This is a genomic window from Aurantiacibacter atlanticus (assembly GCF_001077815.2).
GTDB classification, from domain to species: Bacteria; Pseudomonadota; Alphaproteobacteria; order Sphingomonadales; family Sphingomonadaceae; genus Alteraurantiacibacter; species Alteraurantiacibacter atlanticus.
In genome coordinates this window covers 2,479,838-2,503,565 of sequence record NZ_CP011310.1, presented here as the reverse complement: position 1 = coordinate 2,503,565, position 23,728 = coordinate 2,479,838, and the positions used below count along the sequence as shown (strand labels likewise).

At 58.4% G+C, this 23,728-nt stretch carries 27 protein-coding genes; 15 read left to right on the top strand and 12 right to left on the bottom strand.

What is annotated here, in order from left to right; translation table 11 throughout:
• Positions 1-78: 78 nt before the first annotated feature.
• Positions 79-645: a fasciclin domain-containing protein gene (locus CP97_RS12205; RefSeq protein ID WP_048886180.1), complete on the bottom strand. Its 567-nt coding sequence runs from the start codon at positions 643-645 to the stop codon at positions 79-81.
• A 12-nt stretch (positions 646-657) separates the two neighbouring features.
• A complete protein-coding gene (locus CP97_RS16180) occupies positions 658-1,296 on the bottom strand; it encodes a hypothetical protein (protein ID WP_149036473.1) in 639 nt (212 codons plus the stop codon).
• Between the two features lie 15 nt (positions 1,297-1,311).
• Between CP97_RS16180 and CP97_RS16175 the strand changes: the two genes are divergently transcribed.
• Positions 1,312-1,578, top strand: coding sequence for a hypothetical protein (locus tag CP97_RS16175; RefSeq protein ID WP_149036472.1), 267 nt, complete (start codon positions 1,312-1,314; stop codon positions 1,576-1,578).
• 180 nt (positions 1,579-1,758) lie between these two features.
• On the opposite strand, the gene CP97_RS12195 is transcribed toward CP97_RS16175, so the two are convergent.
• From CP97_RS12195 to CP97_RS12170, 6 genes are all read right to left on the bottom strand, one after another.
• On the bottom strand, positions 1,759-2,364 hold the full coding sequence (locus tag CP97_RS12195) for a lysozyme (protein ID WP_048886178.1): 606 nt from the start codon (positions 2,362-2,364) through the stop codon (positions 1,759-1,761).
• Between the two features lie 205 nt (positions 2,365-2,569).
• Positions 2,570-3,979, bottom strand: a complete 1,410-nt coding sequence (gene glnA, locus CP97_RS12190) for a type I glutamate--ammonia ligase (RefSeq protein ID WP_048886177.1) — start codon at positions 3,977-3,979, stop codon at positions 2,570-2,572.
• Between the two features lie 95 nt (positions 3,980-4,074).
• Complete coding sequence (locus CP97_RS12185) at positions 4,075-4,413, bottom strand: P-II family nitrogen regulator (protein WP_048886176.1); 339 nt, start codon at positions 4,411-4,413, stop codon at positions 4,075-4,077.
• Positions 4,414-4,711: 298 nt separating this feature from the next.
• Positions 4,712-5,638 (bottom strand): N-acetyl-gamma-glutamyl-phosphate reductase, encoded by a 927-nt coding sequence (argC, locus tag CP97_RS12180; RefSeq protein WP_048886175.1) that lies wholly within the window; start codon positions 5,636-5,638, stop codon positions 4,712-4,714.
• Positions 5,638-5,994, bottom strand: a complete 357-nt coding sequence (locus CP97_RS12175) for a hypothetical protein (protein WP_063612433.1) — start codon at positions 5,992-5,994, stop codon at positions 5,638-5,640. Before CP97_RS12175 ends, argC begins: the two co-directional genes overlap by 1 nt.
• A 79-nt stretch (positions 5,995-6,073) precedes the next feature.
• The gene (locus CP97_RS12170) at positions 6,074-7,471 is read right to left on the bottom strand and encodes a leucyl aminopeptidase family protein (RefSeq protein WP_048886981.1); all 1,398 of its coding nucleotides are present in this window, start codon (positions 7,469-7,471) and stop codon (positions 6,074-6,076) included.
• Positions 7,472-7,637: 166 nt separating this feature from the next.
• Here CP97_RS12170 and CP97_RS12165 point away from each other — a divergent pair, with 166 nt between their 5' ends.
• From CP97_RS12165 to CP97_RS12155, 3 genes are all read left to right on the top strand, one after another.
• Positions 7,638-8,363, top strand: coding sequence for a DUF4163 domain-containing protein (locus CP97_RS12165; RefSeq protein ID WP_048886174.1), 726 nt, complete (start codon positions 7,638-7,640; stop codon positions 8,361-8,363).
• 72 nt (positions 8,364-8,435) lie between these two features.
• Entirely contained in the window at positions 8,436-9,263 is an 828-nt protein-coding gene (gene map / locus CP97_RS12160) for a type I methionyl aminopeptidase (protein ID WP_048886173.1), read from the top strand.
• 64 nt (positions 9,264-9,327) lie between these two features.
• The gene (locus tag CP97_RS12155; protein ID WP_053106638.1) at positions 9,328-9,693 is read left to right on the top strand and encodes a c-type cytochrome; all 366 of its coding nucleotides are present in this window, start codon (positions 9,328-9,330) and stop codon (positions 9,691-9,693) included.
• A 7-nt stretch (positions 9,694-9,700) separates the two neighbouring features.
• On the opposite strand, the gene CP97_RS12150 is transcribed toward CP97_RS12155, so the two are convergent.
• Positions 9,701-10,363 carry a heme exporter protein CcmB gene (locus CP97_RS12150; protein ID WP_048886172.1) on the bottom strand — a complete coding sequence of 221 codons (663 nt, stop codon included), beginning with the start codon at positions 10,361-10,363 and terminating at the stop codon, positions 9,701-9,703.
• Positions 10,360-10,944, bottom strand: coding sequence for a heme ABC exporter ATP-binding protein CcmA (ccmA, locus tag CP97_RS12145; protein WP_048886979.1), 585 nt, complete (start codon positions 10,942-10,944; stop codon positions 10,360-10,362). The genes CP97_RS12150 and ccmA overlap by 4 nt, the downstream gene beginning before the upstream one ends.
• A gap of 63 nt (positions 10,945-11,007) precedes the next feature.
• Between ccmA and CP97_RS12140 the strand changes: the two genes are divergently transcribed.
• Entirely contained in the window at positions 11,008-11,301 is a 294-nt protein-coding gene (locus CP97_RS12140) for a 4a-hydroxytetrahydrobiopterin dehydratase (protein ID WP_048886171.1), read from the top strand.
• Between the two features lie 88 nt (positions 11,302-11,389).
• Here the strand turns inward: CP97_RS12140 and CP97_RS12135 are convergent, their stop codons facing one another.
• Together CP97_RS12135 and CP97_RS12130 are read right to left on the bottom strand one after the other, a co-directional pair.
• The gene (locus tag CP97_RS12135) at positions 11,390-13,366 is read right to left on the bottom strand and encodes a S9 family peptidase (protein WP_048886170.1); all 1,977 of its coding nucleotides are present in this window, start codon (positions 13,364-13,366) and stop codon (positions 11,390-11,392) included.
• Positions 13,367-13,421: 55 nt separating this feature from the next.
• Complete coding sequence (locus CP97_RS12130) at positions 13,422-14,039, bottom strand: DNA-3-methyladenine glycosylase family protein (protein WP_048886169.1); 618 nt, start codon at positions 14,037-14,039, stop codon at positions 13,422-13,424.
• A 75-nt stretch (positions 14,040-14,114) separates the two neighbouring features.
• Here CP97_RS12130 and CP97_RS12125 point away from each other — a divergent pair, with 75 nt between their 5' ends.
• The 10 genes from CP97_RS12125 to CP97_RS12080 all read left to right on the top strand — a co-directional run bounded on the left by CP97_RS12125 (position 14,115) and on the right by CP97_RS12080 (position 23,728).
• Entirely contained in the window at positions 14,115-14,432 is a 318-nt protein-coding gene (locus CP97_RS12125) for a 2Fe-2S iron-sulfur cluster-binding protein (RefSeq protein WP_048886168.1), read from the top strand.
• 63 nt (positions 14,433-14,495) lie between these two features.
• Positions 14,496-15,509 carry a cysteine synthase A gene (locus tag CP97_RS12120; RefSeq protein ID WP_048886167.1) on the top strand — a complete coding sequence of 338 codons (1,014 nt, stop codon included), beginning with the start codon at positions 14,496-14,498 and terminating at the stop codon, positions 15,507-15,509.
• A 17-nt stretch (positions 15,510-15,526) separates the two neighbouring features.
• Positions 15,527-15,928, top strand: coding sequence for a hypothetical protein (locus CP97_RS12115; protein ID WP_149036471.1), 402 nt, complete (start codon positions 15,527-15,529; stop codon positions 15,926-15,928).
• A complete protein-coding gene (locus tag CP97_RS12110) occupies positions 15,925-16,737 on the top strand; it encodes a Gldg family protein (protein ID WP_149036470.1) in 813 nt (270 codons plus the stop codon). Before CP97_RS12115 ends, CP97_RS12110 begins: the two co-directional genes overlap by 4 nt.
• A gap of 273 nt (positions 16,738-17,010) precedes the next feature.
• On the top strand, positions 17,011-17,514 hold the full coding sequence (locus CP97_RS12105; RefSeq protein WP_063612431.1) for a division/cell wall cluster transcriptional repressor MraZ: 504 nt from the start codon (positions 17,011-17,013) through the stop codon (positions 17,512-17,514).
• Positions 17,511-18,488: a 16S rRNA (cytosine(1402)-N(4))-methyltransferase RsmH gene (gene rsmH / locus CP97_RS12100; RefSeq protein ID WP_048886164.1), complete on the top strand. Its 978-nt coding sequence runs from the start codon at positions 17,511-17,513 to the stop codon at positions 18,486-18,488. Before CP97_RS12105 ends, rsmH begins: the two co-directional genes overlap by 4 nt.
• Positions 18,485-19,027: a hypothetical protein gene (locus CP97_RS12095; RefSeq protein ID WP_149036469.1), complete on the top strand. Its 543-nt coding sequence runs from the start codon at positions 18,485-18,487 to the stop codon at positions 19,025-19,027. The genes rsmH and CP97_RS12095 overlap by 4 nt, the downstream gene beginning before the upstream one ends.
• Complete coding sequence (locus CP97_RS12090; RefSeq protein WP_048886163.1) at positions 19,024-20,790, top strand: peptidoglycan D,D-transpeptidase FtsI family protein; 1,767 nt, start codon at positions 19,024-19,026, stop codon at positions 20,788-20,790. Before CP97_RS12095 ends, CP97_RS12090 begins: the two co-directional genes overlap by 4 nt.
• Positions 20,790-22,262, top strand: a complete 1,473-nt coding sequence (locus tag CP97_RS12085) for a UDP-N-acetylmuramoyl-L-alanyl-D-glutamate--2,6-diaminopimelate ligase (protein WP_048886162.1) — start codon at positions 20,790-20,792, stop codon at positions 22,260-22,262. Before CP97_RS12090 ends, CP97_RS12085 begins: the two co-directional genes overlap by 1 nt.
• The gene (locus tag CP97_RS12080) at positions 22,259-23,728 is read left to right on the top strand and encodes a UDP-N-acetylmuramoyl-tripeptide--D-alanyl-D-alanine ligase (RefSeq protein WP_048886161.1); all 1,470 of its coding nucleotides are present in this window, start codon (positions 22,259-22,261) and stop codon (positions 23,726-23,728) included. The genes CP97_RS12085 and CP97_RS12080 overlap by 4 nt, the downstream gene beginning before the upstream one ends.

Here is a 23,728-nt window from a genome sequence, read left to right as displayed (position 1 = left end):
ATACAACATAAGACGCAAAAAAAGGGGAGGCATCTATGGTCGGTGCGCTCCCCATTTATTGCCTTGAATTGTCGGTAGTCAGGCGGCGGGCTCAATATCTTTGAGCACGCTATCGACAGGGATCACCACACCATTTGCGCCCAGCATCTCTTCAGTGACAGAAGAAGAGGCATCCCCATCAGTGGTGGTCACAATCAGCTGGCCCTCATTCAAGCTGAAAGTCAGCGTACCTGCGCCCATAGTCTGCATTTCGACAGGTTCGCCGCTGCTTTCGATGGCAGAAACGATATCGTCACGGGTGAGATAGCCTGGCACGATATGTTCCCGTAATATCGCGACCAGAGCTGGGCGGGCTTCGTCCCCTGCAAATGAATCGCCTAATTCCTCTAACGCCGCATCATTGGGCGCAAATACCGTGTAAGCAGCGATGCCGTCGAATGTTTCGGCCAGACCTGCGTTTTCTATTAGCGCCTCTACCGATGAAAGCTCTGAAGATCCTGCAATGAGAGCCGCGATGCTTTGCGTTCCCGGACCATCGGCAAGCGTTCTGTTTTCTTTGCTATCGTTATCCCCGCATGCGGAGAGAGCGAGCAGACAACTTACCGAAAATACAGTGAGGGGCCGATCGAATATCTTGGAAATCATATTTGCGCCCCCTCAGAGCAGGAGTTCAATTGCGGCTGCAACAAGGCGCGTTTCAGGATCGACCTGATAAACATACCCATCATTGTATCGGTAGTAGGCGTCCGGCCCGTCACGATAATCATCACGATAGCTGTAAGGCACATTGTAGACGTCATACCCACTTGGCACAGGCTGCCCGATGGCGAATTCCTCACCAGTCAGCAGCGCCGCAACCGAAGCTATCGCCGCAGTATCCGGATCCACGCGATACACCACATTATCGGCATAGCGATAATTGTCGCCCAAACCGTAATAGCTTGAATAATAGGACGGCATGCGACTGTAGCCATAATTATCGGGCCATGCATTCCCGATAGACAAGGCACCGCCAAGCAGTGGAATATAGCCCGCAATGCCATCATTACCGTAACGCATCAGATAGCCGTCGTCGTAAAAGTAATCTCCGCGATCATAGGGCAGACCCCACCAGCTAGGCGCATAAGTTGAATAGCGTTGATAACGATCGCTTTGTTGGCGCAATTGGCCCGGTGGGGTGCAGCCGTTGCGCTTCTTGGCCAGACCGGGCGGGCATCCGTCGGCCAAACCGGTTTCTCGATATAATACTCTGTCGATCAGCCCGCGATCACGGCGCGTTTCAATGCGGAAATTCACGCCATCGCCGCGGTCATGTACACGGTTTCGATTGGCATTGCGGTTTCCATTGTCGCCGGTGCGATTGCTGCGCGCGCTGTCGTCAATGTCGCGCCGATCGCTTCCGTTATGGCGCTGGGTCTGCACATTTTCGCGTGCTTCGCGATCCGCACTTTGGCGTTGGGCGCTTCCATTGCCGCGTTGGACGTTCCCATCCTGATTTTCGGCCTGGCGGTTGGCGCCGTTGCCGCGATTGCCACGTTCGGCGTTTCCATTGCCTCCATTCCCGCGCTCGGACTGTGAGTGCTGATCACCGCGAGAATTCCCGTTACTTTTGCCGTTCCCCTGGGCGAGGGCAGGGCTTGCTGCCAATGCCAATGTGGATACTGCTGCGACAAGAAATTTCATCGTAAAGACTCCTCTGCAAAGTCCAACGATAGGGATATGCGGCTGGTTCCTGACTTCCTTAGCCGGTTTTGCACTTCAGCCGCGTTGATAAAGCGCCGATTCTGCTGCCCTCCGCCGCACAAGGCCTTTCATCACGCGACCGCCTGCATGGCACCAACGGCCAAATTCACGCGCAGCCCCTGCATAATCGCCTGCCTTATGCTTGCGGGTGAGCGTAGAACTGCCAATCGCGCCGGTATTGTAGTGAAAGCTGACCAACGCATCGAATTGCCTTTGGCTGGTGGGTGCATCTTCCAGTGCGCGCGCCACATCGATTGCATAGCGCACGAGATCAGCCTCCAGGCGCTTGTCACATTGCAGCTGTGTCCAGAGCGTGCCGCGGGCAATCCCCTTGCCCGTTGCGCCCCAGCCGATGGTCCATGGATCGCCGCCAGTGCCCGGATCGGGATAGGCTGCTACCATACCGTCTTTGCGAATTTTGGCGCAGCCTTCCAACTCCTTAATAAGCGCGATTCCGTCCGGGCTGATGCTGCGCGGCCTGGATATGTCGTTGAGTGCGCTGCACGCATCATCTCTGCCTTGCGCGCATTCGATAGCCTGGTCGATTTGCGCAACCTCGGCCTGGCTGAAGGGCCTGCCAATAGCGCGACGGATAATATCGAAGAGCGGTTTGCGATCCATCGTGAGTCCTTTTCTGATCTGATTCGATGCCTGCGGCTAGGTGCCGAGGCGCTCTGTAGGAAAGGATCGACTACCCGGCACTCTCACGGATTGCAGCAGGACCACAAATGAAAGAGCCGCCCGGTTTCCCGAGCGGCTCTTCCTTGGTGATCTCATATTTGACTGCCGTCCTTGCCGTACATTCAAGCAAGGACAGCGTTTTGTGTCATGAGCTGTAATACATGTCGAATTCGATCGGGCTTGGCGTCTGCTCGAAGCGGTTGACGTCTTCCCATTTAAGCTTTGCGTATGCGTCAATCTGCTCTTTTGTGAACACGCCGCCCTTGAGCAGGAATTCGTGATCTTCGTCGAGGGCAATGAGCGCTTCGCGCAGCGATCCGCACACGGTTGGGATGCCGACCAGTTCTTCTGGCGGAAGATCATAGAGATCCTTATCTGAGGATTCACCCGGATGGATCTTGTTTTCAATCCCGTCGAGACCAGCCATCAGCAGGGCGGAGAAGGCCAGATATGGATTGCCCAGCGCATCGGGGAAGCGGAATTCCACGCGCTTGGCCTTTTCGCCCGCACCGTAGGGAATGCGGCAGGAAGCGGATCGATTGCGCGCCGAATAGGCGAGCAATACGGGCGCTTCGAAGCCAGGCACCAGACGCTTGTAGCTATTGGTTGTGGGGTTGGTGAAGGCATTGACGGCCTTGGCATGCTTGATCACGCCGCCAATGAACCACAGGCAGCTTTCCGAAAGCCCGGCATATTCATTACCAGCGAAGGTGTTCTGGCCATCCTTCCAGATCGACATGTGGGTGTGCATCCCCGAACCGTTATCGTCCTTGATCGGCTTCGGCATGAAAGTAGCCGTTTTGCCATAGGCATGCGCAATCTGGTGCACGACATATTTGTAGATCTGCACACGATCCGCTGTTTCCACCAGCTTGCCGAAAGTGATGCCCAATTCGTGCTGCGCTGCAGCCACTTCGTGGTGCTGCTTGTCCATCGGCAAGCCCATTTCGAGCATGGTGGAAACCATCTCGGCACGGATATCCATGCAGCTATCGACCGGGGCAACGGGAAAATAGCCCCCCTTGGCACGCGGGCGGTGCCCCATATTGCCACCTTCATAGCTCTTGGAAGAATTATCCGGCAGTTCGATATCGTCAAGTTCAAAGCCCGAACCGGTGTAGCCATCATAAAAGCGCACGTCGTCGAACATGAAGAATTCTGGTTCAGGACCGACATACATCGTGTCACCGATACCGGTGGATTTGAGATAGGCTTCAGCACGCTTTGCGGTGGAACGCGGATCGCGGCCGTAAAGCGAACCGTCGGAAGGCTCGACGATGTCGCAGAAGATGACCATCATCGGTGTTGCCGAAAACGGATCGATATAGACCGATTCCAGATCGGGCTTCAGGATCATGTCGGATTCGTTAATTGTCTTCCAGCCTTCGATCGAAGACCCGTCGAACATCAGGCCTTCTTCCAGAGCGTCCTCGTCAATGGCGACCGCATGCATGGAAAGATGCTGCCACTTGCCCTTGGGATCAGTAAAGCGGACATCGACCCATTCGATTTTCTCATCCTTGATCTGTTTCACGATATCCGATGCTGTGGCCATTGTCGTATTTCCTTCTAGATTGGAATTTTCAGTCTGGCTGGAACTGCGACTTGCGCGCAGGGATGTTACAGCCGGTGTTGATTGGTGCGCCCTTTTTAAAGCGCGGCATCATCCTGTTCGCCGGTCCGAATGCGGACAGCGGTGGTAATGTCGGACACAAAGATCTTGCCGTCGCCGATGCGGCCTGTGCGGGCAGCGCCTGTGATTGCTTCCACGACCTGTTCGGCAAGCTGGTCGGGTACGACGACTTCCAGCTTCACCTTTGGCAGGAAGTCGACAACATATTCAGCCCCGCGATACAATTCGGTGTGGCCCTTCTGGCGGCCAAAGCCCTTGGCTTCTGTCACGGTGATACCCGACACGCCCACTTCGTGCAGCGCGTCTTTCACTTCGTCCAGTTTGAACGGCTTGATAATCGCTTCAATTTTTTTCACGTTTTTCCATACCGTCCCTGTTAATTTTTCTGCCGAGCTTCATGATGACCATCGCTGAACGAGCCATGCCTGCGCAATGACTCCAGCACGCATATCAAGAATCATGCCAAAGCGCGTGCCTGCAGATTAGACAATCGTGCAATCGAACGGAAGGGAGGATTCGCAACAAATTCGACGCGGGAGGGTGAATTCGTAGAACAATCGTGCGCAGCGGGCTGGCTGATGCTGGCGCATTTGCGGGCAGCAGTGCCCGTTATTTGGGCATGAATATCCTGTTGGTGAGCCGATTGGACAGGCGTCAGAGCTTCAGCCCTGCCAACTCCGGACAACCTGCCATCAAATTTAACGACTGGATAGCAGCCCCGCTGGCACCTTTGCCCAGATTATCAAGCCGGGCCAGCAGCCGTGAAGCATTTCCTGCAGCATCGCTGAGGACCCACAGATCAAGCCGATCCGAAGCTGGTGCATCACTGCGCAGCAACAATTCCTCCGGAACATCTTCATGGACTGTCACAAGCTCTGCATTGACGTAATAGCGCGCGAGTTCGGAGCGCAAATCTTCAGGATTTGCTGCGCTGCGCATCGCGCCGATGGGTAAAGGAATCTCTACCAGCATTCCGCGGAACGCCGGCACTACAGCAGGAGAAAATACGGGCGGATAAGTGAGGCCGGCCTGCCGCTGCATTTCGGCAAGATGCTTGTGTTCAAGCGATAGGCCATAGGCGCGAAAAGCGATGTCACCATCTTGCTCGAAACGTTCGACCATCGCCTTGCCGCCACCGGAATATCCTGACACTGCATGCACGCTGTAAGGCCAGTCTCGCGGGAGCAAATCGGCGCGCACAAGCGGTGCAATCAGGGCAAGAAATCCGGTTGGGTAACAGCCGGGATTGGCAACGCGCTTTGCCCCGGCAACCGCTTTGGGGCCGACCAGTTCAGGGAATCCGTATATCCAGCCCGGTGCGTTGCGATGCGCGGTCGAAGCGTCGATAATGCGCGTATCGCTGCTGTCATCGATCAGCGCGACAGCTTCGCGCGCGGCATCATCAGGCAAACACAATATTGCAAAATCGGCATAATTGAGCGCGGTCTTCCGGCATTCGGCATCCTTGCGTTCAGCATCGCTCAACCGTACGAGATCGAATTCCGGGCGGCCTTCCAGCCGTTCAAGGATTTCGAGGCCGGTCGTGCCCACTGCCCCATCTATGAAAACCGTTTGTGCCATCAGTCCACCAGTTCCAGTCGATCCCCACGAATATACCCCACCGGACCGTTGATCGAAAGACAACCCCAGGCCCAATCCCCCTCGATAGAGAGAACTTCAAAACTGTCGCCTTCCAACAGGACGCACAATTCCTCCCCGCCGTCAGCGGGTTCCGCTAGCAGCGGCGCGCCGCCGGGCATCACGCTGCGCGGTTGGGGCACTGAATAATGCGGAACAAAGTGCTTCCCGGCCAGCGCAATATGCGCAAGGTCACCACGCAGCGGAACCTTGCGCGGGTCGGGGCGCGCGGCCTTGCCTCTCAGGACATAAGGCCCTTGAGCATGACTTTCGCTGAGAGGTGCATCACCCTTGTTCAACCGGCAAACCTTCGCATAATCCGTATTTTCCTATTGCCTGCGCGCTTAGACGCAGCATTCACCATCGGCAAGTTGCGGCTCAGCCATACCTGCCGCGCAAGGCGTGAAAGGCCGCGCGAAGGCCTAGTGCAGCGCCGCCCTTGGCACGGCCCGGTTTGGCAAAGGGGCGCCAGGCAAAAGTATCGAAATGCGCCCAGTCGATCGGTGATCCATCACTTGTAGTTCCGACGAATTTGTCGAGAAAAGACGCGGCCACGCTGGCACCTGCAAAAGCATTGCCATGTGCATTGTTGGTATCGGCGATGTCCGACTTCAACCATTCCCCATAAGCTTCATGGATTGGCAGTCGCCACGGTTCGTCATCATGTGCACGGCCCGCCTCGATAAGCTGGTCGGCAGTCTGGTCGCGGCGGGTGAAGAGGGCGGGGAGGTCGGGCCCGACAGCAACCCTGGCTGCGCCCGTCAATGTGGCAAAATCTATGATCAGTTCAGGCGAACCTTCGCTGGCAAGCGTGAGTGCATCGCCAAGGATCAGCCGCCCTTCGGCATCGGTATTCCCGATTTCAACGGTCAGCCCCTGTCGGCTGGACAGCACGTCTCCAGGCCTGAAAGCGTTGGCGGCGATGGCGTTTTCTACCGCTGGCACCACGCAATGCAGGCGCAGTTTCAGCCCGGCTTTCATGATGAGTTCGGCCAGAGCAAGGGCGTGGGCAGCACCGCCCATATCCTTTTTCATCAATTTCATGCCTGCGGCCGATTTGATATCCAGCCCGCCTGAATCAAAGCACACGCCCTTGCCGACAATGGCGACGCGGGGGTGGCTTTCATCGCCCCAGCTGAACTGGATCAGGCGCGGGGCGTGCTTGCGTTCTGCGGCGCGGCCCACGGCGTGAACCATTGGGAAACCTGTTTCCAGCGCGTCACCGCGAATCACGTCCAGCTCTGCCTTGTGGTTGCCAGCGATGCGCTTCGCCTCTTCCTCCAACGCGGCGGGGCCGAGGTCTTCGGCAGGTGTGTTCACCAGATCGGCGACAAGACACGCTGCAGTTGCTTCGGCAATCACGAGATCGATTTTCGCAACGTCCTCGGTCAGCAGGATACGCGGCCCTTCAGCGTCGGAATCCTCGCGATAACGGGTGAAGCGGTTTTGCGCCGTCTGCCAGCCAAACATGGCCGGGCCGGGCTGCCCATTGACACGGCGGTAAGTCCCGGCTGGCAGATCTTCTGCCAGCTTGGCCATGCACCAGCTGGACAATTCATCCGGATTGGCCACACCGCCAACCGCGAACCAATGTTCGCCATCAGGCACGATTCCCGTTTGATAGCCTGCGCCGGTAAACTTCTGCGCCGCCAGCGCGGCGCGCTGCGGTCCGCTCAAATCCTTCGCAAAGGCTTCGAACGTATCTTTATTAACAAGGTGGATTGCGACGGCGTCCTGCCCGCGATCCGGCTGGATCAGATTATCTGCTATGCTCATGGAATATCGCTTGCCGTTTTCATTCGCATTTGAAAAGGGATAGAAAGTGATCATGCGTCGATTAACCTGGGCCTTGCTCCCGATTGTCGTACTGGCGGCGTGTGAGCCTGCTGGACCATCCGCTCCGGCTGTCGCCCCGTCAGCGACTGCGACAGGCACGTCTGGGATGGCGCCCACCCCGTCAAAGACGACTGGTGGCGATCCCGCGCCGGTGGTTGGCGGGGCGCGGCAGATATCGGAACAGACCGATACTTTCGTCTTTGAATATTCCTATCCCGCCGAAGCCGGGGATCTGCCTGCGCTTGCTGCATGGCTGGACCGGCGGCTGGATCGGCAACGCCAGAACCTGGCGCGTGAGGCAAGCCGCGGTCGCGACGATGCGCGCGAGAACGGCTTTCCCTTCAACAAATATTCCAGTGGGACTGCCTGGAAGACGGTTGCAGATTTGCCCAGCTGGCTCAGCCTGTCTGCCGATCTCGACAGTTACAGGGGCGGGGCGCATCCCAATTATGGATTTGATACGATTGTATGGGACAAGGAACGCGACCGCGCTCTTGAGCCGATTGCCTTCTTTACATCACCTGCGGCGCTGGATGCCGCACTGGGTGAAAGACTGTGCGATGCGCTAAATGCAGAGCGTGCCGAACGGCGGGGAGAGCGGGTTGAGGGAAACTCTACCGACCCGTTCGAGGCTTGCATAAAGCCCGATGAAACCAATCTGCTGCTTTCGTCGCGCAGCGGGCGTAGCTTTGACCGCATCGGCATCCAGATCGCGCCATATCTGGCCGGGCCTTATGCCGAGGGATCGTATGAATTTTCCTTTGCGGTTGATGCCGAAATTCTGGAAATTGTACGTCCGGAATTCCGAGCAGCATTTACTCCCGAAGACTGATTGGGACGCTAATCTCACTGCTCGGCGTCATCAATCTCGCAATTGCTCGATCAAGTCGCTACATGGGGTCGCATGACGCAATATCAGCACGTAACCAAAGACACATCCGTCTATCGTGACGGCACGATCAAACTACATGGCCCGGAAGGGTTCGAAGGCATGCGCAAGGCCGGGCAACTGGCTGCCAGTATCCTCGATGAAATGGCGCTGCGGGTTGAGCCCGGTGTCACTACCGAAGAACTTGATCGCGTGGTTCGCGAAATGACGCTTGATGGCGGCGCGGTGCCTGCAACTTTGGGCTATCGCGGCTATACGCATAGCTGCTGTATCTCGATAAACCACGTCGTGTGCCACGGCATACCGTCAGACAAGCGGCTGAAGGATGGCGATATCGTCAATATTGATGTCACCCCGCTCCTTGATGGATGGCATGGCGATAGCAGCCGGATGTACCTTGTCGGCGATGTGCCCCTAAAGGCAAAGCGGCTGGTCGATGTCACTTATGAATGTCTGATGCTGGGCATTGAGCAGGTCCGGCCCGGTGTGCGATTGGGAGACATAGGTGCGGCAATCCAGAAACATGCCGAAAGCCAGCGTTATGGCGTGGTCCGTGATTTCTGCGGTCACGGGCTTGGTCGCTTGTTTCACGATGCTCCCGAAGTGGTCCATGCGGCCCGTGCAGGTACCGGTCCGGAATTGAAAGCAGGCATGTTCATGACCATTGAACCAATGATCAATCTTGGTCGTCCTCACGTGAAAGTGCTGAATGACGGATGGACTGCTGTTACGCGCGACAAGAGCCTGTCTGCCCAGTTTGAACATTCAATCGGCATCACCGACGATGGGGCGGAGATCTTCACGCAATCCGCAAAGGGATTGGACAGACCGCCGTATAATTGATCTGGCGCAATGATCAGATTGCATTGGTTCACTATGATTGTGAATTTGAACGGAAGGAACGATCATGCACCCAGTCTGCCTATATCTTGCTGCAGGAGCCTTGCTGCTGGGCGCGTGCCAACATGCAGAGCCAGCGACTGATACACATGCCGACCGGCAGGCGGGAGAAGGCCATGCACTGGCGCAAGGAGCGTGCGGGAGCTGCCATATGGTTGAGCCATATGGTCAATCGCCAAATGCACAGGCGCCCGAATGGCCGCGCATCGCCAATACGCCTGGCTTGACGCGCGAGACATTGACCGAGTGGCTGACCGAGGCACATAATTATCCCGAGCAGATGGATTTCTACCTCGAAGCCGATGAGGTGGAACTGCTTGTGGATTACATGATGACCCTGCGGCGGGACGATTATCACCCCCCCTATCAATAACGGCGCATCAGCTTTCGCGCGCAGCCCTGATTGCGGCGCCACCTGCAAATGGCGCAATGGCTACCAGTATCAGACTTATCGCACTCGTCAGGGCGAGCCCGCCATCGCCAGCGGTTGAAAGGGAGCCCGCGCCGAAAATCAGTAGCGGAACGGCAAGCGGAATGACGAGCAGACCCGAAAGCGCCGCGCCTCCGCTGCGCAACCCCACTGTGACAGCAGCAATTATGATACCGATGGCAGCCAGCCCCGGTGTGCCTGCCACCAATCCCAGCAGCACGATATGAAGGGTCGGCCCGTCAATGCCGACCAGCGCGCTTGCGGGGAAGGCGGCGATGATGATGAAGGGGCCAAAACTCAGCCAATGGGCCAGCAATCGCACCGCTACCACAATCTCCTCCGCTATTCCGCGCAAGGCCCATTGATCGAAGAAGCCATTCTCCAGATCCGGCGCAAACAGTCGGTCGAGCGGGAGAATGGCCGCCAGTAGGGCAGCCACCCAAAGCACGCCGCCGCCAGTTGCGCCCAGAAGTGGGGCATCCGGACCGATGGCGAAGGGGTAGAGCATGGCAACGGCGAGGAAGAACAGCAGCGGCAGCAGCGAATTACCGCGCGCCGATCCGGGCAATAATGCCGCAAGATCGCGTCGCAGCAGAGTAACGAATACATTCATATTGCGAAATCCGGCAAATGCAGATTTTTCTGGTCGGACAGGGCAATCGGTTGATGGCTGGCGACCAGCGCAATTCCGCCGCCATCGCAGTGATGTGCCAGCAAAGCTTCAAGTGTTTTGCTGGCCTGCGCATCCAGACCATTGATCGGCTCATCCAGAAGCCATATCTGGCTCCCGCCGTTCAATAAGCAGGCCAGCGCGGCCCGTTTGCGCTGACCGGTGGAAAGAAAGCGCACCGGAACGTCCATAAGGTCTTGCAATTGCAGTGCAGACATTGCTGCATCGGGTGTGATGCAGCCATCCAGTCGCTGCCAGAAGCCGAGCGCTTGACCCAATGGCAGATGATCGTCCAGCGCCCGGTGATCATCCATTAGCGCGAGCGATCCGGTGCGCATCACATTTCCGGCAAAGGGGCGTAGCAGACCGGCAAGAATACGGATCAGGCTGGATTTGCCCGTGCCATTCGCACCCGTCACATGTATTGCATCACCTGACTGCAAATCGAGGGAAAGACCCGTAAACAGCAGGCGCTCGCCGCGGCGGCAAGCTAGTTGAGAGGCGGCTAATCGGCACGGTTCCATCATCGCCCGCGTTAGGGCATGGAAACCGCAACACGCAAGCACACGCTATAAGAGGGACAGGACATGGCAGTGGAAGGTCTGACACATGAAGAGGCGCAGAAACTGGTTGCGGCGCTAGACTGCTGGGCTTTCACCCGCGATGCAGAGGCCATTGGGCGCACCTTTGAATTCGATGATTTCAGTCAGGCATTTGCCTTTATGACGCAAATTGCCCTGCTGGCGGAAAAGCATGATCACCATCCTGAATGGTCGAATGTCTACAACAAGGTGCAGATTGAACTTACCACGCATGATGCAGGCGGATTGTCGATGCGCGACATGAATATGGCCCGTGCGATAGGAGATTTGCTAACGTGATCCGGATGGCTGCCAGTCAAACTGGAAGCCCCATTTTTCCGCCTCACGCAACTGGGTAAGGTAAGGGGCTGCGTTCGACGCAATGCGGTCAGGCGGCAATTTCCTTGGTCAGGCCTTTTACGTGTTCGGCGCCATTGCGGATGTCCGCGGTCGACACCCCCAGCACATCGCCGACTTCCTCGGCGCGGCCACCGATGCAGGCAGCGAGAAAGTTCTCCGTGATCGCTTTGAAAGCGATGTTGTTTTCCGGGCGATGAAAGCCGTGCCCTTCATCCGGAAACAGAACATAGGTGACGGGCACGCCATCTCGCTCCATTGCATCCACGATCTGGTCACTTTCTGCCTGCTTTACGCGCGGATCATTGGCACCCTGGCCAATCAACAGCGGCTTGGTAATGTCCTTTGCCCGGTATAATGGACTGATATCCTTGAGGAATTGCAGCCCTTCTGGCGTGGTCGGATCGCCCATGCGTTCATGAAACTGCTTTACCATTGGCTCCCAATAGGGGGGGATCGTTTCCAGCAGGGTTTCAAGGTTGGAAGGGCCGACGATATCTACGCCGCAGGCAAATAACTCGGGCGTGAAGGCAAGGCCGACCAGCGTTGCATAACCACCGTAGGACCCGCCCATCATGGCCACCTTGTCCGCCTGAGCCACACCGCCTTCCACGGCCCAGTTCACCGCATCGAGCAGATCGTCATGCATCTTGCGGGACCATTCCAAATTGCCCGCATTGATGAAGGCCTTGCCAAAACCGGTGGAGCCGCGAAAATTGACAGAAAGCACTCCATAGCCGCGATTGGCCAGCCATTGATGCGTGCTGTTGAAGCCATAATTATCACGCGCCCATGGCCCCCCATGAACAACAAGAACAAGCGGCACCGGCGCTTCGGGGGAGCCTTTTCCTTGCGGATCACTCTGCGGCGGCAGGGTCAGATAGCTGGGCAGCACCATGCCATCGCGCGAAGTGATTTCGACCGCGTGCATCGGCTGGAGCGGCGCGCCCACCAGTTCAGGACGTGTGCTGTAAAATTCGTGCAGGCTGCCTTTATCCCGATCGAACAGATAGCTTTTGACAGGGCCGGTCAGCGGATCGTTCCACACCAGCCAGCGGCGATCATCATCGGTGCGCGACTGGATGCCGAAATCGCCTTCCAGCTTGCCGCGCAACCATGTCAGCGCCTCGCCAATATCCTTGTCGAGCGGGTGATGTTCGGTGCGCAGATAGGTTGCACTCCACGCCTGCACCACACCGGTTTTCGGATGGCGCATGGTCCCGCCGATATCGGCCTTGTCATGGCTGGCGATCAGTGTGCGTTCGCCGCTTGCTGTATCTTCTGCAAATAGCGCGGCAGTGTCGCGTCCGCGTGAATCGAGCCAGTAGAGCACCGATCCATCGGTGGTGTAGCCCGCCATGCCAGTGGTCAGAGCATCGTCCAGCCCGGTCACTTCGCGCGGAGTTTCTTCCACCACGCCATCGACAATTTCGTGCATGTCCGTGCCGCCCGCAGCGTTCTGGTGAATGGCCCAGCGCAAGGTCAGCGCGTCATCAGCTTCAAAGCCTGCCCATTCGGTATTTTCGAAAACAAGATCAAGTTCGCCGGTTTTCAAGTCAAGCATGTGGACATCGTGGAAGCGCGCATCGCGGTTGTTGATGCCGACCAGCAATTTGTCCCGCAAGGTCTCGGAGCCACCAATGATCTGGGCGCGGGTATCTTCGAACGGGGTAAGGCATTTCTCCTCGCCACCTGTCGCAGCAACTTGATAGAGCAGGAAATTCTCGTCGCCCTCCTTATCCTGAATATACAGCAGGCTCTGGCTATCGGGCGCCCAGCTGTATGACGGGATCGGGCGATCTTTCGCACTGGTCATGCGGCGAACATCGCTTTCATCACCTGCCGGAGCCAAGAAAAGGTTCATCACCCCTTCCCACGGCGCCATCCAGCTGACCCACTTCCCGTCCGGGCTGATCTGGCCACCGGATCGGGTTGGATTTCCGAACAGGTGATCACGCGGGATCAGAGGGGTGTCAGCTACGTTGTCGGCGGCGGTGGCTTCGGTCATGATCTCTCCGGATGTCCTGGCGTGATACCTAGGTGCCCTCTGGTGTATTTCCAAGCTAGAGCGCGGGATTGTTATAACAGTGCCAGGTGAAGATTGCGGTTGCGCCGCGATGCGGTCGCCATGGTTCGGCCAATGCTCGGGTAGCCTTTTCGTCCGGTCGTTCTTCAAGCCCAAGGATTTTGCCGATGCCTGCCATCACGGCGAGATCGCCCGCCGGCCAGATGTCCGGCCGACCTTCCGCAAACAGCAGATAAATCTCTGCTGACCAGCGCCCGATGCCCTTGATCCGCGTCAGTTCGGCAATCGCTTCCTCATCATCCTGCGGCAGGTCTTGAAGGTTAAGCTGATTCTGCGAGACCAATTCGCACAAGGATCGGGCATAACCCTGTTTCTGGCGCGACAGGCCGCAGGCGCGCAATGTGTCGAAATCGCGTTCGAGCAGGCAGGTTGGAGTGAAATTCTCGCCAAGTTCGGCCTCCAGCTTGTTCCACATTGAATTTGCTGCGGCGACGCTGACCTGCTGGCCGACAATGGTGCGCAGCAAGGTCTTGTAGCCGCGATCCCTGATGCGCGGTTCAGGATAGCCGGCAATTTCCAACGCACGGGCGATGGCGGGTTCACGGTCAGCCACAGTGTCGAGCGCCTGTGTGATCTGTGCCTGTGTTAGTCCCATCCCACGCCATCCTTGCCAAATTTAGCTCAATTGCCTAGCAGCCGCGTCGTCGAACATAAGAGGAATTGCAAGTCGATGGCCAAGCTTATTGTAGTCAACCGCGCCGGCGAGGAAGCCACGATAGAGGTAGAGGACGGCCTCACCGTGATGGAAGCCATACGCGACAATGGCTTCGATGAATTGCTGGCATTGTGTGGTGGCTGTTGTTCATGCGCGACCTGTCATGTGCATGTCGATCCGTCTTTTTCGGACAAGCTGCCGGACATGAGCGAAGATGAAGATGATCTGCTCGATTCAAGCGATAACCGCGACAAGACTTCGCGCCTGTCCTGCCAGCTGGCTTTCACGCAGGAACTCGATGGTCTGAAAGTCACCATCGCCGAAGAAGACTGAGTTTCCACGGGCCAAGGTGTTCTCGCGTTGCGCTTCGGTGTCTCTCATCCTAATTTGTCCTACATGACATCGCCTGCCGTCCATAGCGACACACTCGACCTTATCGGCAATACGCCGCTCGTTCTGCTCAAGGGGCCAAGCGAAGCTGCTGGCTGCGAAATCTGGGGTAAGTGCGAATTCGCCAATCCCGGGGCCAGTGTGAAAGACCGCGCGGCGCTGTGGATCGTGCGTGACGCCATGGCCCGCGGAGAACTGAAGACCGGCGGCACAGTTGTGGAGGGCACTGCGGGTAATACTGGCATCGGTATTGCGCTGGTGGCCAATGCGCTCGGCTTCAAGACCGTCATCGTGATGCCGGATAACCAGTCCAAGGAAAAAATGGACACGCTGCGGGCGCTGGGTGCTGAACTGGTCACCGTTCCGCCGACGAAATTCGCTGATCCCAACCATTTCGTCCACACCAGCCGTCGCATCGCTGAAGAAAACGAAAACGCGATCTGGGCCAATCAGTTCGATAATGTCGCCAATCGCCGCGCCCATATCGAAGGCACTGCGCCGGAAATCTGGTCGCAGCTTGATGGACGGCTGGATGGGTTCACCTGTGCTGTCGGCACGGGCGGCACGCTGGCAGGTGTAGGAATGGGCTTAAAGGCGCAGGACGAAAAGATCCGCATCGCGCTCACCGATCCGCATGGCGCAGCGCTGTATAATTATTACGCCAATGGCGAATTGGAGGGCGAGGGCAGCTCGGTGGCAGAAGGCATCGGGCAGGGCCGGATCACCGCCAATCTGGAAGGCGCGCCCATCGACACGCAATTCCGCATCTCCGATGTCGAAGGGCTGGATTGGGTTGCGCAATTGCTGCGCGAAGAGGGGCTGTGCCTTGGGCTCAGCTCGGGCATAAATGTCGCCGGAGCCGTGGCGCTGGGCCGACAGTTGGTTGCCGACGGGCGCAAGGATGCCCGCGTTGCGACAATCCTGTGCGATACCGGCTTTCGCTACCTTTCCACGCTCTACAATGCTGAATGGCTGGCAGCCAAGGACCTGCCCGTGTTCGACTGGCTAGGTTCATCTTGATCCTGTAGGCTTGCTGGATGGTAATCGACCCGCGCGAATTGCTCAGGACAGGCACGGCCAACAAACGGGGCGGTCCTATGCCTGCGCAAGCGGAACCACCCTCGGTGCCGTTGGGCGGCACCAAGGCAGAGCGGCTGCAACGTCTGCAAATCGGCGGCTTTGGTATATTGGCCATGGTGTTGGCCGTGGCGCTTGCCCAGATTGTGATGAGCAGGGCGCAGGAAACGCAGGATGCCGCGGTCCCCGAAGCGGCTCCTACAGTGGTGGTCAGCGAATCAGCTGCGCCGCGCGATCCACTGGCGGAAGCCGGTATCGTGCCCGAGCTTTCTGCCGAACCCATTCCTTCGCCCAGCACGTCTGCGGCACCTGTTACGGGCGATCTTCCTCCACCAGCGGGGCAAAACGCTTCCCTCCAGTGATGCTGCGTGCGTTCCATACCTTTATAGTGGCAATCGCCACCACTTTGGCCTTGGCTGCGCCCGCTGGCTTGTTCGCGCAGGATATTGCTGCGGCAGATCACAAGGGCGCGGTTGAAGAAGCAGATGCGCGTCCTGTAGTCGCGCTAATGGGGACGATCCCGATTTATTGGGGCGAAGCTGCGGGATTTGATGAATTGCTATCTGGCGGAACGCCTGCGCATTGGGCGCGGGAAGTGTTGGAGCGTTCAGTAAAACTCGCTCCGCTGGATTATTTATCGCAATCTTCGCTCGCCCAGTATCACTATCTCTTGCTGGCCCAACCGCGCGGCTTGAGTGCGGAAGAAAACGTCGCGCTGGATAGCTGGGTGCGCGATGGCGGCAAGCTGGTGATGTTTACCGATCCGATGATGACGGGCGAATCTCGGTTTCATGTCGGTGACAGGCGTCGACCGCAGGATGTTGCCCTTCTTTCGCCCATCCTGGGTCATTGGGGTTTGGAACTGCGCTACGACACTGCCCAACAAGACGGGCTGCATATGCGGCAAGTCGCCGACCAGCCCTATCCCGTTAATCAGGCCGGAGAACTGGCAGAAGCAGAGGGCGGCAACAGAACCTGTTCGCTGGAGAATGAAGGATTATTCGCCCGCTGCAATATAGGGGATGGCTCTGCGCTGATCGTTGCAGATGCCGCTTTGCTCGATCTTGAAGGTCCGCATATTGGCGGCGAAACGTCATTAATGCGGATTATCGCGCAAGGCTTGGGGATTTTGCGGGAAGACTCGGGCCCTGAAGAGGAATTTCAACCATAAATACCTACAATGGAGAGATTGTGAGTTCTTGCGCTAGGAAAAGGCCGCTGATTACTCGCGTAAGTTATCTTTTTATATCAGTAAGTTAAGAGCTTATCCCACAATTTCCCGCAGTTTCCCCTTCCATCCCGCGCTAACCCGCGTTATTCCCCAATTCTATCGGAAAGACCGAAAGTGTTGTGCCCATAGCAGGGCCTGTCCAGTCGCGCCTGTGCGTTTCTGGATGCGGGGAAGTCTTGGCCGACGGGGAAGTCATTTTTTGGAAGTGGGGACGTGTCAGTGCGACCGGCAGGATATAGGGGGCAGGGTTTTTCGCTTCGCGGCGAAAAGAACCGTTTCGTGCTGCCGCCCTCATTTCGCAAGGTCTTTGCCGACAATGGCGATGACAATGTCCTGTGCCTGATCCAGCATGATCGCTATCCCTGCCTGAGCGCATTCGGCCTTTCGCGCACAGACAGTTTCGAAGAACTGCTTGATAAGGAAGAAGAGAACGCGGTCCGTCGCAACCATGAATTCGACCGTGATCTGCGTTCTATGCAATTGTGGGGCTTTGCCGAGGCGGCTTTCGACAAGAGTGGGCGTTTCATCCTGCCTGAACATCTGGGTGGCCTGGTCGGCATTGACGACAACATCTGTTTTCTGGGTGGCGGCCAGTTCATTACCTTGTGGGATATCAATAAGCTGGCGGCGATGGGTGCGTCGTTCGCCGGGCCCCATGCGGCATGCGCAGCGCTGGCCGATGAAGCGCGTGCCAAGGCTAAGGGGAGGGGGAAATGACCGCTCCTGTATCTCACGATGCGCCGCATGTGCCCGTTCTGCTGGACGAGGTGCTTGAGGCACTTTCTCTCCATGCTGGCAATGTCATCATCGACGCCACCTTTGGGGCAGGCGGCTATACGCGCGCATTTCTTGATGCCGGGGCGACTGTTCACGCCTTTGATCGTGATCCTGATGCCATTGCCGCCGGGGAGCAATGGCCTGAAACGCAAGGCGATAGCCCGCGGCTGGTGCTGCATGCGCGCCGCTTTTCCGAGATGGCTGCAAGCATGGCTGAAGCCGGCATTGCGCAGGTGGACGGGATTGCAATGGATATTGGCGTTTCCTCCATGCAGATCGATCAGGCCCAGCGCGGCTTTGCCTTTTCCGTCGATGGTCCTCTCGACATGACGATGAGCCAGTCTGGCCCCACCGCTGCCGATTTCGTCAATGAAGCGGCGGAAAAGGATATTGCCGATGTCCTGTATCGCTATGGCGAAGAACGCCAGTCGCGCCGCGTGGCCCGCGCCATTGTTGCAGCGCGTCCGCTGTCAACCACTGGCGAGTTGGCGGAAGTTGTGCGCAAGGCGCTGGGCTATCGTCCGCATTCCAACATGGGGGGGCCAAACAAGGATCCCGCAACGCGTAGCTTCCAAGCCATCCGCATCCATGTGAACGGAGAGCTGGACGAACTTGAGGCGGGGCTGAGCGCATCGGAGAAGTTGCTCAGCGAAGGCGGCAGGCTCGCCATCGTAAGCTTTCATAGCCTTGAAGATCGCATGGTCAAAACCTTCTTCCGTGATGCCGCCAGCATGAATCCGCGCGGCTCGCGGCACATGCCAGAGGCGCGCACCGCGCCGCTTCCACGTTTCGCGCAATTGTCCAAAGCGATCCGTCCCTCTGCCGCCGAGATCGACCGCAATCCGCGCGCCCGTTCCGCCACCTTGCGTAGCGGTGTGCGCACTAGCGCGCCTGCCCGGGAGAATGTCGCATGACCCACCACAACGGAATGATCGGCTCTCGGCCTCTGCGCCATATCAGCTGGTTTTTCGCATTGGGCGTTTGCATCTTTCTTTACGGGATGCTGCATATCAAGGTGACAGCGGTGCATTCCGATGTCGTGCGGGCAGAGCGTCAGATTGTCTTTCTGGAAGACGAGAAGCTGTTGCTGGAAACGGAGTTTCTCACCCGGTCGAACCAGGTGCAGCTGGCAGCATGGAACAGGGTGGATTTCGGTTTCCAGTCTCCGACTGCGGACCAGTTTATCGACAGCCATCGCCAATTGGCGCAGTTCGGCGTGCCTCGCGCTGCAGATGCCCCGGCGCCGATCCGGCTGGCTGGCCTGCGTTCAGGAGAGGACGTGCCTGAATTTCCGCGCCTCGTTTCCCCGCTCACGGGCAGGACGATTGATGCCAATCTGATCGAGGACAATCATGAAGAACCTGCCAGCGTCGCAATAACGATTGCTCCGGGCCCGCTGCGTGTGCCCATCGCCGGTGTGCAACATGCGGCCACAGGAGTTGCCACGCGGTGACTGCCTACGCTGCCCAGCGCACCGTCATCACCGCGCAGGGCGGGCTGGTGGATCATCGCCGCCGCTCGTTATTGGTGGCGCGGCTGCGGCTTTTGCTCATTATCGCTGTATTCCTGCTTGTTGCCATTGCTGCGCTGTTCAAACTGACCTGGATCGGCGTGGTTCAGCCCGGACCCGCGCAGCAGAGCATGGCCGATGCGTTGCTTCCGCCCCGTGGCGAGATCACCGATCGTAATGGTGTGCCGCTGGCGCGCGCTTTTCCTGCTTATGCGCTGTGGTATAATCCCGCCGCCATGACTGAAGGCGGCGATGGCGGTCCGCCGCTGGTTGGCCCGCCTGAAGAGGTGGCGCGCAAGCTTGTTGATATCTTTCCCGATCTCGATCTGTATGAAGTCACGGCCAAGCTTGAATCCGGTCAGCGCGGTTATTTGCGCCGCCGCGTTCTGCCTGATGATGCCAATAAGGTGACTGCGCTGGGAGAACTGGCGCTGGAATTGCCGCAGGAAGAAGACCGCCATTACCCGCAAGGATCGCTGGCGGCCCATGTGCTGGGCTATGTCGGCGCGGACGGCAATGGCCGCGTGGGCATGGAGCAGTTCTTCAATGAACGCCTGCTCGATCCCGCCAGGCGCGCCGATCCGGTGGCGCTTTCCATCGACATGCGCGTGCAGGGCGCGCTGGAAGACGAATTGCGCCGCGGCATGCTTTCAGTGAATGCGCTGGGCGCTGCGGGCATAGTGCTGGATGTGGACAGCGGCGAAGTGCTGGCGCTCGCTTCGCTTCCCGAATTTGATCCCAATGCTGTCACGCAGGAAGATGTCATCCTCTCGCCTGAACGCAGCGCAAATGGCGAAATGCCGCGGTCATTCAACCGTGTCACCAATCAGGTCTATGAATTGGGCTCCACCTTCAAGCCGCTGACCGTGGCCATTGCCATCGACGCGGGGTTGATCACCGATCTGGGCCGTAGTTGGCAGGCATCGCGTCCGCTGATGGTAGGCGGAAATCCAATTCGTGACAGCCACACTATCGGGGACAGGCTTAACGTCCCGCAGACGCTTATTCATTCATCCAACATTACCTCCGGGCAAATCGCGGCCGAAATCGGTGGGCCGCGCATGCAGGATTATTTCACCCAGCTGGGAATGGCAGAGCGCGCGTATATAGAGCTGCCCGCACGCGGCGGAACGCTGGGCATGAACGGCAAATGGAACGAGGCAAAGGCGATCTATGCGGGCTTTGGCCACGGCATTGCGGTAACGCCGCTTCACCTCGCCAGCGCCTATGCCGCAATGGTCAATGGTGGTATCTGGCGTCCCGCCACGCTCCAGCGGATAGAGCCGGGCCGGGTCCCGCGCGGTCGCCGTGTATTTCGTGCCAGCACCAGCGCACGGATGAACCAGTTGATGCGGATGATCGCCGTTTACGGCACGGGCCGCAATGCCAATGCGCCCGGCTTCCGGGTCGGCGGCAAGACTGGCAGTGCGGAAAAGCCCGGCGTTGGCGGGTATCGCCGTTCGACACTGGTTTCCACATTTGCGGCAGCCTTCCCGATGGATCGTCCACGTTTCGTCGTCATCGCCATGCTGGATGAGCCGAAGGGTACTGCTGCCAGCTCCTATCAGCGCACCGCTGCCTGGAATGCGGCTCCCATTGTTGGCCGGCTGGTTCCGCGTATCGGACCGCAATTGGGGATCCTTCCCGATGCTGACCGCGATATTGACTTGTCAGATGTCCGTTCGCTTGTCGGGGGTGATCGCTGATGTTGCTTGCTAATCTGGCATCCACGGCAGGCGTTGATGCGGGCAAAGGCGGTGACGCGCGCATTACCGGCTTTGCGATAGATCATCGAAAAGTCGCGCCCGGCAATATATTCGGCGCGTTTCAGGGTAGCGCCGTGAATGGCGAGGATTTTATTCCCGCAGCCATCGCCAGCGGCGCCATCGCCGTGGTCGCGCGGCCAGACGCCAAGGTGGATGGCGCATTGCATCTGCCCGATGCCGCTCCGCGCAAGCTTTTCGCCACGCTTGCCGCGCGCTATTTCACCCCGACGCCCGGAACCGTTGTCGCGGTTACGGGAACGAACGGAAAGACGTCCACCGTGGAAATGACGCGGCAGATCTGGCGCATGTGCGGTTTCCGCGCTGCCAGCATCGGCACATTAGGAGTAACCACGCCCGATGAAAGCGTTTCCACCGGGCTCACCACGCCCGACATCGTAACATTTCTGGCCAATAACACCGGGCTTGCGCGTGAAGGGGTGACGCATGTCGCCTATGAAGCGTCCAGCCACGGCCTTTCGCAATATCGCAATGAAGGCTTGCCGGTCAAAGCCGGCGCATTCACCAATCTGAGCCGCGACCACCTCGATTATCACGCCGGTATGGACGATTATTTCGCGGCCAAGATGCGTCTGTTTGCCGAAGTGGTGGATGATGGCGGCACGGCGGTGATCTGGGCCGATGATGAATATTCGCAGCCTGCCATGGATGTGGCCCGCAAGCGGGGGCTCACCCTTTTCACCGTGGGTGCGACGGGCACGGATATTCGGCTGATGTCGCGCGACGTCACGCAATTGGGGCAAAAGCTTGAAGTCGAATATGGTGGAGAGACACGCCGGTTTCGGCTTCCGTTGATCGGGGAATATCAGGTTGCCAATGCGCTGACCGCCGCCGGTCTTGCCATTGCGACGGGGAGTGATGCGGGGCTGGTGTTTGATGCAGTGTCGCGTCTCCAGCCTGTGCGCGGGCGGCTTGAACGGGCTGTCATCGCCGGGTCCGGCGCGCCGGTTTATGTCGATTATGCGCATACGCCAGATGCCCTGTCCGCAGCAATCGCCGCCTTGCGGCCACATGTCGCAGGCAAGCTAATCACTGTTTTTGGCGCGGGCGGCGATCGTGATATTGGTAAGCGCGCACCGATGGGCATGGCTGCCGTGAACGGGGCCGATATGGTCATAGTAACAGACGATAATCCGCGTGGAGAAGATCCCGCGCGCATCCGTGCCGACATCATGGCAGGTGCAGTTGGCGCGCGCGAGATTGGCGGCCGGCGCGAAGCGATAGAGGCCGCCATTGCAGGGGCGGGGCGCGATGACATCGTGCTGATCGCGGGCAAGGGACATGAACAGGGACAGATTATTGGGTCGGGAGAAGATATGAAGGTCTTGCCGTTCGACGATGTAACCGTCGCGCGAGAATCCGCTGCGGAAATCACCTCCGGAAACGCGTCATGAATGCGCTGGCCCAGACGCTACGCTGGCCGCGAACAAGGGTGGACAAGCAGGTTGGTGGCCTGCGTTTTGCACTGTGGAACGCCGCCCAGATTGCTGAGGCAACCGGCGGCAAGGCATCTGGTCAGTTCCAGGTCAGCGGTGTTGAAATGGATTCTCGCGATGTGCAGGCAGGCGACCTGTTCATTGCGCTCAAAGGGGAAGCGATGGATGGCCACCGCTTTCTTGACGCAACCTTCGCCAATGGCGCGGCAGCGGCCATCGTTGATCGTCCGATCGATTACCCCCATGTTCTTGTCAAGGATACGACCGCTGCCTTGTATGCGTTGGCACAGGTGGCACGGGATCGCTCGCCTGCCTGCATTCTTGGCGTGACGGGGTCTGTCGGAAAGACAGGCGTGAAGGAAGCGATTTTCACCGCATTGGAGCGGACCAGCCGCGGCGCGGCGCATCGTTCCGTACGCAGTTATAACAATCATGTCGGCGTGCCGTTGTCACTGTCGCGCATGCCCGCTCCCAGCCGCTTCGGCGTGTTCGAAATGGGCATGAATAACGCTGGCGAAATCGCAGGCCTTACCGCGCAGGTGCGTCCGCATATCGCTATCATCACGACCATTGCGCCCGCACATATCGAAAATCTCGGCAGCATGGACGCAATCGCCGCTGCCAAGGCGGAGATATTTGGCGGGCTGCAAGAAGGCGGCACGGCCGTCATTCCTGCCGACAGCCCGCATTTTGCGCAATTGCGCGATGCAGCGCAGGCGCGCGGGGCAAATGTCATATCCTTCGGGCGTGGAGCGGATGCCGATATGCGGCTGCTCGATGCCATCCCGCAGGACAATGGCGGCGCGCTTGTTACCGCTGCGCTGGGTGCTATCGGCCTGTGTTACACCGTGGCGGAACCGGGCGAACACTGGATCGACAATTCATTGTGCGTCATGGCTGCTGTTCATGCCGCTGGCGGCGATCTTGGCGCCGCGGGTCTTGCGCTTGCAGAAATGGGCGGATTGAAAGGGCGCGGGGCAAGGTTGCGCGCCAAGATGCCGGGTGGCCATGCGCTGGTGATCGATGAAAGTTACAACGCCAATCCCGCCAGCATGCGCGCCACCCTCGCGCAGCTGGGCCAGACCCCCGCTACGCGCCGCATTGCTGTGCTTGGCAGCATGAAGGAACTGGGCGATTTTGCCGAAGTATTCCACGGCCAGCTGGCACAGCCTGTCATTGAAGCCGGGGTGGATTATGCCGTTCTAGTCGGCCCGGAAATGTTGGCACTCGCTCGTGAGATGGGGAAACTTCCCCGTGATGCGCTTGGCAACCTCGTTCGCTTTGCCCATTGCGATAATGCGGGTGAAGCCATCGCGGCGCTACAGGAATTCGGATTGGCAGGCGGGGACGCTGTGCTGGTGAAGGGTTCCAATTCGGTAGGGCTATCCCGCGTGGTAGAGCATTTCGCCGCCCGAGAACGCTGA